At 63.6% G+C, this 13,651-nt stretch carries 14 protein-coding genes and 1 tRNA gene; 10 read left to right on the top strand and 5 right to left on the bottom strand.

Annotation, left to right across the window (positions count from 1 at the left end):
• Positions 1-36: 36 nt before the first annotated feature.
• Both thiL and I6F28_RS13465 read left to right on the top strand, forming a co-directional pair.
• Positions 37-1,035 (top strand): thiamine-phosphate kinase, encoded by a 999-nt coding sequence (gene thiL / locus I6F28_RS13470; RefSeq protein ID WP_225140092.1) that lies wholly within the window; start codon positions 37-39, stop codon positions 1,033-1,035.
• A 236-nt stretch (positions 1,036-1,271) separates the two neighbouring features.
• Positions 1,272-3,392 carry a sodium-translocating pyrophosphatase gene (locus tag I6F28_RS13465; RefSeq protein WP_109143543.1) on the top strand — a complete coding sequence of 707 codons (2,121 nt, stop codon included), beginning with the start codon at positions 1,272-1,274 and terminating at the stop codon, positions 3,390-3,392.
• A 173-nt stretch (positions 3,393-3,565) separates the two neighbouring features.
• On the opposite strand, the gene I6F28_RS13460 is transcribed toward I6F28_RS13465, so the two are convergent.
• Both I6F28_RS13460 and I6F28_RS13455 read right to left on the bottom strand, forming a co-directional pair.
• The gene (locus I6F28_RS13460) at positions 3,566-4,567 is read right to left on the bottom strand and encodes a Bug family tripartite tricarboxylate transporter substrate binding protein (RefSeq protein ID WP_036010447.1); all 1,002 of its coding nucleotides are present in this window, start codon (positions 4,565-4,567) and stop codon (positions 3,566-3,568) included.
• 216 nt (positions 4,568-4,783) lie between these two features.
• Complete coding sequence (locus tag I6F28_RS13455) at positions 4,784-5,269, bottom strand: outer membrane protein assembly factor BamE (RefSeq protein ID WP_036010444.1); 486 nt, start codon at positions 5,267-5,269, stop codon at positions 4,784-4,786.
• Positions 5,270-5,367: 98 nt separating this feature from the next.
• Between I6F28_RS13455 and I6F28_RS13450 the strand changes: the two genes are divergently transcribed.
• The 8 genes from I6F28_RS13450 (at position 5,368) to I6F28_RS13415 (ending at position 10,895) form a co-directional block, all read left to right on the top strand.
• The gene (locus tag I6F28_RS13450; protein WP_109143544.1) at positions 5,368-5,919 is read left to right on the top strand and encodes a ubiquinol-cytochrome C chaperone family protein; all 552 of its coding nucleotides are present in this window, start codon (positions 5,368-5,370) and stop codon (positions 5,917-5,919) included.
• The gene (locus I6F28_RS13445; RefSeq protein ID WP_036010439.1) at positions 5,916-6,479 is read left to right on the top strand and encodes a YceD family protein; all 564 of its coding nucleotides are present in this window, start codon (positions 5,916-5,918) and stop codon (positions 6,477-6,479) included. Before I6F28_RS13450 ends, I6F28_RS13445 begins: the two co-directional genes overlap by 4 nt.
• A gap of 299 nt (positions 6,480-6,778) precedes the next feature.
• Positions 6,779-7,840: a phosphate acyltransferase PlsX gene (plsX, locus tag I6F28_RS13440; protein WP_036010436.1), complete on the top strand. Its 1,062-nt coding sequence runs from the start codon at positions 6,779-6,781 to the stop codon at positions 7,838-7,840.
• Positions 7,837-8,817, top strand: coding sequence for a beta-ketoacyl-ACP synthase III (locus I6F28_RS13435; RefSeq protein WP_225140091.1), 981 nt, complete (start codon positions 7,837-7,839; stop codon positions 8,815-8,817). Before plsX ends, I6F28_RS13435 begins: the two co-directional genes overlap by 4 nt.
• Positions 8,818-8,949: 132 nt before the next feature.
• The gene (locus tag I6F28_RS13430; protein WP_225140090.1) at positions 8,950-9,291 is read left to right on the top strand and encodes an integration host factor subunit alpha; all 342 of its coding nucleotides are present in this window, start codon (positions 8,950-8,952) and stop codon (positions 9,289-9,291) included.
• 24 nt (positions 9,292-9,315) lie between these two features.
• On the top strand, positions 9,316-9,891 hold the full coding sequence (locus I6F28_RS13425) for a MerR family transcriptional regulator (RefSeq protein ID WP_225113067.1): 576 nt from the start codon (positions 9,316-9,318) through the stop codon (positions 9,889-9,891).
• A 106-nt stretch (positions 9,892-9,997) separates the two neighbouring features.
• Positions 9,998-10,075, top strand: a tRNA-Pro gene (locus I6F28_RS13420).
• A 328-nt stretch (positions 10,076-10,403) separates the two neighbouring features.
• Entirely contained in the window at positions 10,404-10,895 is a 492-nt protein-coding gene (locus I6F28_RS13415) for a DUF421 domain-containing protein (RefSeq protein ID WP_036010407.1), read from the top strand.
• A 200-nt stretch (positions 10,896-11,095) separates the two neighbouring features.
• On the opposite strand, the gene I6F28_RS13410 is transcribed toward I6F28_RS13415, so the two are convergent.
• The 3 genes from I6F28_RS13410 to I6F28_RS13400 all read right to left on the bottom strand — a co-directional run bounded on the left by I6F28_RS13410 (position 11,096) and on the right by I6F28_RS13400 (position 13,562).
• On the bottom strand, positions 11,096-11,602 hold the full coding sequence (locus I6F28_RS13410; protein WP_036010404.1) for a septal ring lytic transglycosylase RlpA family protein: 507 nt from the start codon (positions 11,600-11,602) through the stop codon (positions 11,096-11,098).
• A gap of 323 nt (positions 11,603-11,925) precedes the next feature.
• Positions 11,926-12,312, bottom strand: a complete 387-nt coding sequence (locus I6F28_RS13405; protein WP_225140089.1) for a hypothetical protein — start codon at positions 12,310-12,312, stop codon at positions 11,926-11,928.
• Positions 12,309-13,562, bottom strand: coding sequence for an OpgC domain-containing protein (locus I6F28_RS13400; protein ID WP_063822468.1), 1,254 nt, complete (start codon positions 13,560-13,562; stop codon positions 12,309-12,311). The genes I6F28_RS13405 and I6F28_RS13400 overlap by 4 nt, the downstream gene beginning before the upstream one ends.
• Between the last annotated feature and the right edge of the window lie 89 nt (positions 13,563-13,651).

The following is a 13,651-nucleotide window of genomic DNA, read 5'->3' as shown; positions in this document are numbered from 1 at the left end:
GCCGGGCGATGACAGCGGTGGATGGGGCTGACGCCGATGGAAACCACACAAAATCCCTCCGGCGAAGACTCCCTCATCGCGCGCTATTTCAAACCGCTGGCGACCGATCCCGGCGCGTTCGGGTTGGTCGACGACGCGGCGGTGCTGTCCTCGTCCGGCGAGGACATCGTCGTCACCACCGACGCGGTGGTGGAGGGCGTGCATTATCTTGCCGGCGATCCGCCTGACAACATCGCGCGCAAGGCGCTGCGGGTGAACCTGTCCGATCTCGCGGCGAAAGGAGCGACGCCGGCAGGCTTCGTGCTGACGCTGGCGCTGCGCAGCAAGGAGGATGCCTGGCTGCGTCCCTTTGCGGACGCGCTGGGCGAGGATGCGAAGACCTTCACTTGTCCTCTGCTCGGTGGCGACACGGTGTCGACGCCGGGCCCGCAGATGATCTCGATCACCGCCTTCGGCCGTGTGCCTCAGGGGCGGATGATCGGCCGCACCGGCGCAAGGCCGGGCGACCGCGTCCTGGTCACGGGCACGATCGGCGATGCCGCGCTCGGCCTCGACGTGCTCAAAGGCGGGGCTGCCGCCAGCGCGCTGACCTCCGATCCCGCGGCACGGGATTTTCTGGTCTCGCGCTATCGGGTGCCGCAGCCACGCAACGTGCTGGCGCCGGCCCTGCGCGATCATGCCACCGCGGCGATGGACGTCTCCGACGGCCTCGCCGGCGATCTGACCAAGCTCTGTGCCGCCTCCGGGGTCGCGGCTTCGGTCGACGTGACGAGCCTGCCACTCTCGGCCGCGGCAGCCGGCCTTCGCGCCCGCAACGTCGCGTCTGTCGAGACGCTGCTTGCCGGGGGCGACGACTACGAGGTGCTCTGCACCGTTCCGCCGGCACAATGCGAGACGCTGATTGCCGCGGGGCAGTCCCTCGGCGTTGCCGTGACTGCAATCGGTACCATCACGGAGGGGCAGAAGCCGCTGCGCTTCCTGGACGGGCAGGGCCAGGATCTGCTTTTGACGCGGCTGTCCTACAGCCACTTCTAGGAATTGCTCCAAACCGGCATCTGAGTTCTCAGCGCTTGGTCCTAAATACCTGCCAAGATCGGCCTTTTCGGGCTGATCCGGCGTTGCACCCTCAATGTGATTTTGGCAAGCTCGCGGCCGACTGGAGCCGTCCCTTAAGGGCAAGGGGGCGGCTTTGTTCAAAATCAAGGCGCTTCACCGCACGACGGACAACAAAAGGCGCCGGGGGTACATCAAGGATCTGAGGCAAACATCACATGACAGCATTATGGTTGATAGTGCTCTGCGGAGCGCTTTCCGTCGCCTACGCGATTTGGGCGACGTCTTCGGTCTTGGGCGCGGATGCGGGGTCGCCGCGCATGCAGGAGATCGCAGGGGCGGTGCGCGAAGGCGCACAAGCCTATCTCCGGCGGCAATACACCACGATCGGTATCGTCGGCATCGTCATCTTCGTGCTGCTTGCCTATTTCCTCGGGCTCTATGTCGCGATCGGTTTCGCCATCGGCGCGATCCTGTCCGGCGCTGCGGGCTTCATCGGCATGAACGTCTCGGTCCGCGCCAATGTGCGCACCGCCCAGGCCGCGACGACGTCGCTGGCCGGCGGCCTGGAGCTCGCCTTCAAGGCGGGCGCCATCACCGGCCTTCTGGTGGCGGGTCTGGCGCTGCTCGGCGTGACGCTCTATTTCGGCTTCCTGGTCCATTCGCTGAAGCTCGCGCCGGATAGCCGCGTCGTCGTCGACGCCCTGGTGGCGCTCGGCTTCGGCGCCTCGCTGATCTCGATCTTCGCCCGTCTCGGCGGCGGCATCTTCACCAAGGGTGCGGACGTCGGCGGCGACCTCGTCGGCAAGGTCGAGGCCGGCATTCCCGAGGATGACCCGCGCAACCCTGCGACCATCGCCGACAACGTCGGCGACAACGTCGGCGACTGCGCCGGCATGGCCGCCGACCTGTTCGAGACCTATGCGGTGACCGCGGTCGCCACCATGGTCCTGGCGGCGATCTTCTTCGCCAAGACGCCGATCCTCGCCAACATGATGACGCTGCCGCTCGCGATCGGCGGCATCTGCATCATCACCTCGATCATCGGCACCTTCTTCGTCAAGCTCGGGCCGAGCCAGTCGATCATGGGCGCGCTCTACAAGGGCCTGATCGCAACGGGCATCCTGTCGCTGATCGGCATCGCCCTGGTGATCTACTACCTGATCGGCTTCGGCAAGCTCGAGGGCGTCAACTACACCGGCCTGGCGCTGTTCGAGTGCGGCGTGGTCGGTCTCGTCGTCACCGCCCTGATCATCTGGATCACCGAATACTACACCGGGACCGACTATCGTCCGGTGAAGTCGATCGCCCAGTCCTCGGTCACCGGCCACGGCACCAACGTGATCCAGGGCCTCGCCATCTCGATGGAAGCGACCGCGTTGCCTGCGATCGTCATCATCGCCGGCATCCTGGTCACCTACAGCCTCGCCGGGCTGTTCGGCATCGCGATCGCGACCGCCACCATGCTGGCGCTGGCCGGCATGATCGTCGCCCTCGACGCCTTCGGCCCCGTCACCGACAATGCCGGCGGTATTGCCGAAATGGCGGGACTGCCGAAGGAGGTGCGCAAGTCGACCGACGCGCTCGACGCGGTCGGCAACACCACCAAGGCGGTCACCAAAGGCTACGCGATCGGCTCCGCTGGTCTCGGCGCCCTGGTACTGTTCGCGGCCTACAACGAGGACCTCAAGTTCTTCGTGGCCCGCTCCGCGCAGCATCCCTACTTCGCCGGCGTCAATCCGGACTTCTCACTGAACAATCCCTACGTCGTGGTGGGCCTGCTGTTCGGCGGTCTGTTGCCGTACCTGTTCGGCGCGATGGGCATGACCGCGGTCGGCCGTGCGGCCGGTGCGATCGTCGAGGAGGTCCGTCGCCAATTCCGCGAGAAGCCGGGCATCATGCAGGGCACCGACAAGCCTGATTACGGCAAGGCGGTCGACTTGCTCACGCGCGCGGCAATCAAGGAGATGATCATCCCCTCGCTGCTGCCGGTGCTGTCGCCGATCGTCGTCTACTTCCTGATCTATGCGATCGCGGGCGGCGGCGCGGCCGGCAAGTCGGCGGCATTCTCGGCCGTCGGCGCCATGCTGCTCGGCGTCATCGTGACGGGCCTGTTCGTCGCGATCTCCATGACCTCGGGCGGCGGCGCCTGGGACAACGCCAAAAAGTACATCGAGGACGGTCATTTCGGCGGCAAGGGCTCTGATGCCCACAAGTCCGCGGTGACCGGCGATACCGTCGGCGATCCCTACAAGGACACGGCGGGACCTGCGGTGAACCCGATGATCAAGATCACCAATATCGTGGCCCTGCTGCTGCTGGCGATCCTGGCGCACTGAGCGGCGCTGACGCGACAAGAGAAAACCCCGCGGCGTGAGCCGCGGGGTTTTTGATTGCGATGCGACGCTCTCCCGACGTCATTGCGAGGAGCTCTTGCGACGAAGCAATCCAGCATCGTTCCGCAGAGACAGCCTGGATTGCTTCGCTTCTCTCGCAATGACGTGAGAGAGACCTACTGCACGTCCATCTGCAGGCCTTCCTTCTGGATGATGCCGGCGAACTTCTTCGTCTCGGCGTCCACGAAGGCGGCGAACTGCTCGGGCGTGCCGTAGTCGGCGCGGGCGCCCATGGCGGCGATCTGCTTCTTGACGTCCTCGCGCTCCAGCATCGCCTTGACCTGGAGATTGAGCGCGCCCAGCACCTCGGGCGAAGCGCCCTTCGGCAGGAAGACCGCGAACCAGGAGGACACGTCGAAATTCGCCAGCTCCGGCGCGCTCTCGCGCATGGTCGGCAGGTCTTTGGCGAGGTCGCTGCGCTCGGGCGTGGTGACGCAGAGACCGTTGAGTGTGCCGCTCTGCACCTGAGGCAGGGTCGGATAGAGATTGTCGAACAGGATCTGGATGTCGCCGGCAAGGGCGGCCTGGAGCGCGGGGCCGGCGCCGCGGAACGGGATGTGCGTCATCTTCAGGCCGGTGAGCTGGAGAAACCAGGCGCCGGTGAGGTGGGGGCTCTGGCCGACGCCGGAGGAGGCGTAGCTGAGCTTGTCCGGATTGGCCTTCAGATACGCGATCAGCTCGGGAATCGTTTTGATGCCGGTCTTCGGATGCGCCGAGACGATGTTCGGAATCCGGATCATGTTCGAGACCGGCTGAAGCTGGTCCGGCTTGTAGCTGAGGTTCTTGAAGATGCTGTAGGCGATCGCGTTCGGGCCGGGGTTGCCGACCAGGATGGTGTGACCATCCGGCTTGGCGCGCACGGCCTCGGCGGTGCCGATCGTGCCGCCGCCGCCGGAGCGGTTTTCCACCACAGTCGACTGACCCCAGGCGGTTTGCAGATGCGCGGCCAGGAGGCGGCCCATCACGTCCGTCGAGCCGCCGGCCGCGGCCGGCACGATGAGACGAACGTTTTCAGTGGGCTTCCAGTCGGCAAGGCTCGATCGCGGTAGAATCGCTGCGGCCGAAAGGCCGGCAGCACCGGCGAGCACACGACGGCGGGACAACAAAGGCTTATGCACGAATCCACTCCTGCTTTTTGCTTTGCGGGAACCGTAGGGAACGGCACGTGCGACCGCAAGTCGCGCGCGACGACAAGTGCCGCGCAGAGAGCGGCACGACGACGCAGGCGTAAGCCCATATACCTTGCGATGGAATTAAGCGGCTTCAGGAGCCTCGTTCGACGCGCATTTTCGACGCGAAGCGACAAGCCGCTTCGATCGAATCCTTCGACGGCCTCAGTTGAAGCTGAGCAGCTTGAACAGCGGGGTAAGGTAGCTCATCTCCTGACCCGACGTCGGCGTGGTGCGGCTGATGAAGTCGAAGATCTTGCCGTCCTGGAGACCGTAATTCGCAAGCCGGCGCACGCGCCGGGTCTTGTCGAAATAGACTGCGATGACACGCTGATCGACCACCTTCTGGTTCATGAAGGCGACCGGGCGCTCCGAGCGCTGCGAGATGTAGTAGAACACTTCACCGTCGAGGGTCGCGACCGTCGAAGGCGTGCCCATCACGATCAGCACCTGATCCTGGCTCGCGCCGATCGGAATCTGCTCGAGCGCGCCGGGCGGCAGGATGTAGCCTTTCTGGAACTGCTCGCCGGTGCAAGCTGCAAGGGCCACGCCGATCACGGCGGTGGCCGCGAGCATGCGCAGGCCGCGCCAACAGGCATGAAGGCCGCGCCGCATGTCCGCGCGCAGGCTGATCTGGTTCGTTGTCGTCATAGCGGAACTGATTCCGTCCCCTTGCGTCGCGCGAGGCGCTGAAGTACCGGGCTGGGCGTCTGAATGCAACTCGCGCGCGCCCGCTTGCGGAAACCACAATGCTTTGGCCGTTCAATCACTTCAGGAAACCCCGGCGAACCCCGCCCGGCACCATTGAGGCCATCTATGGCATGATCGTGACGCAGGCGCGAGAACCCCTGTTTTACCGGGTCTTGGGTGTGCCCGATACGGTTAACGGGCGTTTCGACCTGTTGCTGCTGCATCTCTGGCTGCTGCTGCGCCGTCTGCGCGCGGTTCAGGGCGCCGCGGAGCTGTCGCAGGCGCTGTTCGACCGCTTCTGCGAGGACATGGACGACAATCTGCGCGAGATGGGGGTGGGCGACCAGACCGTGCCGAAGCGGATGCGGGCCTTCGGCGAGGCATTCTACGGCCGCGTCCAGGCCTACGACCAGGCGATGGAAGCCGGCGGCGAGGCGCTGGCAGCGGCGATCTGCAAGAATATCTTGAATGGGACCGGCTTCGACCAGGCGGAGCGGCTCGCGGCCTATGCGAGGGCCAGCGAGGCCGATCTTGGCCGAACCGACGAGGCCGCGCTGCTGCGCGCGTCCTTCAAGTTTCCCCGGGCGCTGTCACAGGATGTCACGCCATGAGCCGACCAGATACCGAGCGCGATCCCTGGCGGGCGCCCGTCATCGTTGCGCAAATCCCGGACGGCGGGTTGCATCGCGAGCTCGAGGCCTCAGTGGCCGAGCGGCAGGCGATGGCGGAGGTCGCGGGCTTGCGCGAGATCCTGTCCGCCCATGCCAGCTTCGATGTCGTGCCGAAAAGCGGCGGGCGGGTCCAGGTCACGGGCCTGGTTCGAGGCCGGATCGGCCAGACCTGCGTCGTCACGCTGGATCCGATCGAGAGCGAGATCGAGGAGGAGGTGGACCTGATGTTCGCCCCCGAGGCCGAGGCGCGCCGCCTGGCCGATCTGATCGAGGAGGGGCAGGACGACGAGGCGCCGCCCGAGGTTGCCGACCCGCCCGAGCCGATCACGGGCGGCATCATCGACCTCGGCCGGCTCGCCACCGACGTCCTGTTCCTGGCGATCGATCCCTATCCACGCAAGGAGGGGGCCGTGTTCGAGGCGGAGGTCACCGCTCCCGACCCCGAAGACCATCCCTTCGCCTTGCTGAAGGCATTGCAGGACAAGAAGAAGGGCCAATGAGGGGCACTTTGGCTCGCGGCTGCCTTGCCAGGGGACGCGAGCCATTTGCCCTGATGGTTTGAGACAGCTGTTTATCTGTCTGATTTCAATGGATTTCTCGCGAAATCCGCGCCCGGCGGCCGGATTGCCCCGAATGCAAAAGGCTGGGGGCAAGAGGTTGTTTCGGGGGTACAAAACGCTATTGTCGCGCCCCGGTCCGGGTGCGGCGTGGCGCTTGGCCGGCCGCCGTACCGGTGGCGAACCCATTTTGCGGCCCCGCTGATCCCAAGACCGCACCAGACCAGGTTTCCAGGACTTACATGCCAAGCAAGGTTCGCATCGCGCTGGACGCCATGGGGGGCGATGTCGGCCCCGCCGTGGTCATTCCGGGCGCCGCCATCTCGCTTGGCCGGCATCGCGACACCGAGTTCCTGCTGGTCGGCGACCGCGCCAGGATCGAGCCCGAGCTCGACCAGCACCCGAAGCTGAAGGCCGCCTCCAAGATCATCCATACCGACGTCGCCGTCAGCATGAAGGACAAGCCGAGCCAGGCGCTGCGGCGCGGCCGCAAGACCTCCTCGATGTGGCTCGCGATCGACGCGGTCAAGAAGGGCGAGGCGGACGTCGCGATCTCCGCCGGCAATACCGGCGCGCTGATGGCGATGGCGCGCTTCCATCTGCGCACCCTGCCGGGCATCGACCGGCCGGCGATCTCGGCGATCTGGCCGACCCTGCGCGGGGAGTCCGTCGTGCTCGACCTCGGCGCCACCCTCGGCGGCGATGCCCACCATCTGGTGTCGATGGCGGTGATGGGCGCGGCCAAGGCGAGCGTGCTGTTCAACAAAACCCGGCCCACGGTCGGGCTGCTCAACATCGGCGCCGAGGAGATCAAGGGCCACGAGGAGATCCGCGAGGCCAGCGAGATCCTGCGGGCGCGGAACCTGCCGGAGCTCGACTATATCGGTTTCGTCGAGGGCGACGGCATTGGCAAGGGGCTCGCCGACGTGATCGTCACCGAAGGCTTCAGCGGCAACATCGCGCTGAAGGCGGCCGAGGGAACCGCACGGCAGATGGCGGAATTGCTTCGTCACGAGATGCAACGGAGCTGGATGTCAAAGCTCGGCTACCTCTTCGCGCGCAGCGCCTTCCAGGCCCTGCGCGACAAAATGGACCCCAACAAGTCCAATGGTGGCGTGCTGCTGGGACTGAACGGGGTGGTGGTCAAGAGCCACGGCGGAACCAACGCCGAAGGCTTTGCCTATGCGATCGATGTTGGCTATGAGATGGCTCACTACGATCTCCTGAACAAGATCAATCAGATGCTCAACCGCGAGGGTGGTGCACTCAAATTCGTGCAGCCCGCGCCGGAGGATGTTTCGTGACTCAGATTCGTTCGGTCGTGCTCGGCTGCGGCTCTTACTTGCCGGAGCAGGTGGTGACCAACGCCCAATTGGCGGCGCGCATCGATACCTCCGACGAGTGGATCGTGCAGCGCACCGGCATTCGCGAGCGGCACATCGCGGCCGAGGGCGAGTTCACCTCGCACCTCGCCATCAAGGCGGCACAGGCGGCGCTCCGCGATGCCGGCGTTGACGCGCAATCGATCGAGCTGATCGTGCTGGCGACCTCGACGCCCGACAACACCTTCCCCGCGACCGCCGTCGCCGTGCAGCACGGCCTCGGCATCAATCATGGCGCGGCCTTCGATCTGCAGGCAGTGTGCTCGGGCTTCGTCTTCGCGCTCGCCACCGCCGACAATTTCCTGCGCACCGGGGCCTACAAGCGCGCGCTGGTGATCGGCGCGGAGACCTTCTCGCGCATCCTCGACTGGAACGATCGCGGCACCTGTGTGCTGTTCGGCGACGGCGCCGGCGCCGTGGTGCTGGAGGCGCAGGAGCAGCCCGGCAATGCCGCGACCGATCGCGGCATCGTCACCACTCACTTACGATCCGACGGCCGCCACAAGGCAAAGCTGTTCGTGGACGGCGGGCCGTCCTCGACCCAGACCGTCGGCCATCTGCGCATGGAGGGCCGCGAGGTCTTCAAGCACGCGGTCGGCATGATCACCGACGTCATCGTCGATGCCTTTGCGGCGACAGGGCTCAATGCCGACGGCATCGACTGGTTCGTGCCGCACCAGGCCAACAAGCGAATCATCGACGCTTCCGCGCACAAGCTGCACATCGCGCCGGAAAAGGTGGTGCTGACGGTGGACCGTCACGGCAACACCTCGGCAGCCTCGATTCCGCTGGCGCTCTCGGTGGCGCGCAGGGACGGCCGCATCAAGAAGGGCGACATGGTCCTTCTGGAGGCCATGGGCGGCGGCTTCACCTGGGGCTCCGCGCTGGTGCGCTGGTAAGCCACACCGATAAAATTTTGCCGGAATCACGGCCGATTATCCCGACGTCTGCATTGATGTGCGGTGTTGACCGCACTATCGTAACCTCATAATTTCAGACAAGAATTGTTCGCCGTGAGGTGGGGCAGGGCGATGAGCGAGACCAGCAAAACCGTAACGCGTGTCGATTTGTGCGAAGCCGTCTACCAGAAGGTGGGCCTGTCGCGCACGGAATCGTCTGCCTTCGTGGAACTCGTGCTGAAGGAGATCACCGACTGCCTGGAGAAGGGCGAGACGGTGAAATTGTCCTCGTTCGGCTCCTTCATGGTGCGCAAGAAGGGTCAGCGCATCGGCCGCAACCCGAAGACCGGCACCGAGGTGCCGATCTCGCCGCGCCGCGTCATGGTGTTCAAGCCGTCGGCGATCCTGAAGCAGCGGATCAACGCCCAGCACCGCACCAACGGCGACGCCACCCCGGCTCAAGAAGAGGCTTAACCGCCTTTCGGAAAGGACTGGCCTTTGGACAAGGCGCCGGATGCGTTCCGAACCATCAGCGAAGTAGCGCAGGAACTCGACATTCCGCAGCACGTGCTGCGGTTCTGGGAGACCCGCTTCTCCCAGATCAAGCCCATGAAGCGCAGCGGCGGCCGCCGCTACTACCGCCCCGACGACGTCGATCTGCTCAAGGGCATCCGCCGGCTGCTCTATGGCGAGGGCTACACCATCCGCGGGGTGCAGCGGATCCTGAAGGAGCACGGCGTCAAATCGGTGCAGGGTCTCGCCGACAGCGCGGCCGCGGTCTCCTTCGGCGCGATCGAGGACGCCATCGGCGCGAGCCTGATGGAGCCCGAGGACGAGGCCCCCATCAAGGGCGTCACCGACACCGACGATGACGACTTCCAGGGCGATGAGGAGGAAGGCATCGACTTCCGCTTCAGCGAGATCGACGACGAGGAGATCCTCACCACCTTCCGCAAAGGCGCCGCCACCGCGCCCGCCGGCCCCAGCGCGCTGGACCGCGAGCGGCTGGGTCGGGCGCTGGCCGACCTCGTCGCCTGCCGCGAGATGCTGGATCAGGCCCTCAAGGACGGCTAGGGGAGGCCCACCTTTGCGGGCAGTTCCGGCCCCTCTGGGCCGATACACCAAAATGCTGCGGCCTCGCCTTGCGCAAAGCGGCGATCCTAGCTAATGGAACGGCATTCGGAGCGTGGCGCAGCCCGGTTAGCGCACTAGTCTGGGAGACTAGGGGTCGGAGGTTCAAATCCTCTCGCTCCGACCATTTTTTCAACCTCTGTCGGGTGACCGTCGGCGTGGAGCGTGCTCCGGCCGCGACGATGCCTGTGGCCAGAAGCGGGGCCTGCGGTGGGCGGTACATCGAAACGACGAAAACAACCCCATGCACAGTAGCGATGTCATTGAGTCATATTGTTTTTCCGAATCGCCGCGTCGGACAGTGGTAGGAGCTGATCGTCCAGAGGACAATCACGGTCGAGCGGTCGGCTAGAGCCTCAACTCTTCACCATCCTCCTCGCAACTCCGAAACTGTTCGGGTCCGATAAGAGTTTCGATTCGCGGCATCAGGACGCTTCCATTCAGGCGAGGGCAACATGTTTCAGTTATCGTGGAGCGAGATCTTCGTCCCGACGCATTCCATCATGGAAATGATCGTGCGGGGCACCATCATGTATCTCGGCATCTTCACCCTGATGCGGTTCATTTTGAAGCGACAAACCGGCGGACTCAGCATTCCCGATTTGCTTCTCGTCGTCCTGTTGGCGGACGCGGCGCAGAATGGCATGGCGGGCGAATACCACTCGATCACAGAAGGTATCGTGCTCGTTGCCACCATCATTTTCTGGAATCTAGCCATCGACTGGGTCGGGTATCACGTGCCTTTCGTGGAGCGGCTTGCTCGGCCGGCGCCGCTCCTGCTCATCAAAAACGGGCAGGTCCTTCGCCGCCACATGCGGCAGGAGCTGGTGACGATGGATGAGTTGATGAGCAAGCTTCGCGAGGAGGGGATAGCGAGTCCCTCGGACGTCGTAGAGGCATATATCGAGGGCGACGGAAATATCAGCGTGAAGAAGAAGGAAGCCTGACGACCTTCGTCTGCCCGCCGACATGATCGGCGTTGCGGGACTACTTGTTATTCTGCGAGGCTTCCGCCGGCTTCCCCAAAAGGCACAAGCGCTGATACCTCAAATACCCCATCGCCATCCCGTTGAAGGCGGTGAGTACTCGAGGTCATATCCACAAACGCGTCGGGTTTTCAATGTCACGGCCGTTCAAAAGCCGCCCGCTACAACACCTCGGCACGAACCTGAGCTACGCCGCGATTCGTAATCCCCAAGCTGCGCGCGGCAGCGAGCGAGAGATCGAGGACGCGGCCACGAATGAACGGGCCTCTGTCGTTGATGGTGACGATGACGCTGCTTCCTCCATGGGTCACGCGGACCTTGGTGCCGAACGGCAGGCTGCGATGCGCCGCCGTGAGGTGATTCCGATTGAATGTCGAACCGCTCGCTGTCTTGCCTTTGGAATATGAATAATAGGAGGCCTTTCCCGAAAAGACTCGATTGAAAGATCGCATGCCCGAGCGATCAGCCGATGGCTCTTGTGCGGTTGGAGGTGGCGCCTCAATCTGATCCTTCTTCGGCTGTTCGGGTCCAGCAGGCGCCGGCTCTGCCTGAGCCTTCGGAATGATGGACCACCGGTCATGGAAATCCTGTGCTGCAGCGCCGTTCGCGTTCAATCCGATCCAAGCAGGGACTGTCGCAATCGCCGCCATTCTGACGAGAAGATGCATTGTCGACCTCGTGAACGATTGAAGATCAAGCCGACAATGCAAGCTCAGAGGTCGCGTTCCTCAAGACGCGCAAAACGGTGATGACATACCGACATCGCGGAGCAAGAGCGTGCCTGACTGAGATTGACCACGCTCCGGTTCTGCCCGGCCTCAAATAATAATGATTTAATTTGTCAAAATTAAATATGCATAAATATTTAAATTGGCGAGGCGAGTTACCGCGCGACGACTGACGCGGTCGCGTCCCGGCGGAGGATGAGTCGCGCAAATACGATCAGCTTTGGACGCGGGCAGTGCGATCGTCATCAGGCCAGATGCGAAGCTCAAGAAGCATCGTGCGGAGCTAGATCGCAATGCCCTGGCTTGTCGCCCACCCAGCTCAAATACCCCACCACCATCCTTGTCGTCTCGTCCACCAGCACCTTCACCATTTTCTCCGACAGCATCTCGGCTGCGTTCAGCGCCGTGTTGTGCGCGATGGCTTCGATCGTGCTCACGCACATGAACGCTGCGAGCGCGGGGTCGAGCTTGCGCATCTCCTTCCGGTGACGTTCGAGATAGGCGCGCACGAGGGCGTGGATTTCGTGGCTGTAGGCCTCGACCTCGGCGAGGTGGCCGGAGCGGGGGATCTGCTCGGCGAGGACGCGGTGCAGATTCGGGTCGATGGAATGGGCCTCGATCGCGATCTTGACGGCCGGCGCGGTTGTCAAACTTCCCTTAACGGCTGCTGCTGCGTACCCGTCCCGCAAGCGACCTGCGGCACCGTTCCGGCGGCGCGCACTACAAGATGCTCGAGGGGGCCGGTGCTTTCCGGCGCCCTCTTTCCATCCACCGGACTCTCATGTGAAGGTTTCTCTACTCGCTTTGACCAGGATCTGTAGTAGGCAACCGCCGTCATGATCGCGATTCCCGCAGCTCCGACGAGCAGTTGAGCGAGGATGCCGTTCCCTGCCAACTGCAGGATGAAGTACCCGATGAAGGCCAGGAGAATGCCCACACAGAACACTTCGAGGGACTGCTGGCCGCACTTTACCAGGGGTCGCAAGATGGTGGCTTGTAGCCCGCGCGCATCGATCGGTATGAACCGGGCACCAAGGATAATCAGTACCATCAAATGAAGATAGCGGTAGGGCGCCAGATTGGTCTTGTCGTTGGGATTGAAAAGCTCGAACAAGGCAGGCGCAAACAAGGCCCGGAGCTGAGGCTGGTGAGCAGCTAACGTCATGATCGCCGCAAAAATCAAATAGGCAACCGCAACAACCAGCACGAACCTGGACCGCAGCAAGAAATGCAGACGCCCCGCACCGGTCAACGCGAGCCATGCGCCCGTAACAAACAGAAGCTGCCACGCCAGCGGATTGAAGTACCAGCTTCCCGACGGATAGGAAGGCAGGTTCCAATGGAATTGCCGCGCAGCCAGATATAACAGCACCGACCCGATCATGGCGGCGTCGGGAAATCTCAACATCAACCAGAGGATCGGAGGAAACAGGCCCATCAAGACGACGTACAGCGGCAGCACGTCCAAATTCAGAGGCTTGTATCGCAGCAAAAGCCCCTGCGTCATCATCTCGATCGGCGCGCTGGTGACCGGTCCGGCGTTGAACAGATCGATCAGATCAGGCGCGTTGAACCTCTCCGACAGGAAATGGATGAAAGCCAGGTAGATCATGAATAGCACGATATGGGCGGTGTAGATTTGCCATACGCGCCTGAAGAGCCTGCTCGTTCCGAACACAAAGCCTCGCTCCATTTTTCGGGTATAAACGAGCGCCGAGGTGTAGCCGGAGATGAACACGAACAGGTCGGCCCCGTCGCTGAATCCATAATTTCGGAACGAACACCACACCAGCACTGTGCCGGGCACATGGCCGAGAAACATCGCCCAGTTGGCGAGGCCGCGAAACAGGTCGAGACGCAAATCACGTTGCGGTGGTGGCAGCGCAAGCGCGAGCTTCATTCTGCTTTCCGTCGTGTCACGATTCACGATCGATGTCCGCGCCCCGGCACTCCGCCGGGATCGCTCACGCTAGATGGCAGGCAATACAA

The sequence above is a fragment of the Bradyrhizobium sp. NBAIM14 genome, from assembly GCF_020193895.1.
In the GTDB taxonomy this organism is placed as follows: Bacteria; Pseudomonadota; Alphaproteobacteria; order Rhizobiales; family Xanthobacteraceae; genus Bradyrhizobium; species Bradyrhizobium yuanmingense.
Note: the sequence above shows the minus strand (reverse complement) of the source record. Positions and strands in the feature narration are given on the sequence as shown.

Bases quoted from the DNA above. Each gene is read 5' to 3' on its own strand.
- thiL (WP_225140092.1), top strand. From the start codon at position 37: ATGGAAACCACACAAAATCCCTCCGGCGAAGACTCCCTCATCGCGCGC.
- I6F28_RS13465 (WP_109143543.1), top strand. From the start codon at position 1,272: ATGACAGCATTATGGTTGATAGTGCTCTGCGGAGCGCTTTCCGTCGCC.
- I6F28_RS13455 (WP_036010444.1), bottom strand. From the start codon at position 5,269: ATGACGACAACGAACCAGATCAGCCTGCGCGCGGACATGCGGCGCGGC.
- I6F28_RS13450 (WP_109143544.1), top strand. From the start codon at position 5,368: ATGCTTTGGCCGTTCAATCACTTCAGGAAACCCCGGCGAACCCCGCCC.
- I6F28_RS13445 (WP_036010439.1), top strand. From the start codon at position 5,916: ATGAGCCGACCAGATACCGAGCGCGATCCCTGGCGGGCGCCCGTCATC.
- plsX (WP_036010436.1), top strand. From the start codon at position 6,779: ATGCCAAGCAAGGTTCGCATCGCGCTGGACGCCATGGGGGGCGATGTC.
- I6F28_RS13430 (WP_225140090.1), top strand. From the start codon at position 8,950: ATGAGCGAGACCAGCAAAACCGTAACGCGTGTCGATTTGTGCGAAGCC.
- I6F28_RS13415 (WP_036010407.1), top strand. From the start codon at position 10,404: ATGTTTCAGTTATCGTGGAGCGAGATCTTCGTCCCGACGCATTCCATC.
- I6F28_RS13410 (WP_036010404.1), bottom strand. From the start codon at position 11,602: ATGCATCTTCTCGTCAGAATGGCGGCGATTGCGACAGTCCCTGCTTGG.
- I6F28_RS13400 (WP_063822468.1), bottom strand. From the start codon at position 13,562: ATGAAGCTCGCGCTTGCGCTGCCACCACCGCAACGTGATTTGCGTCTC.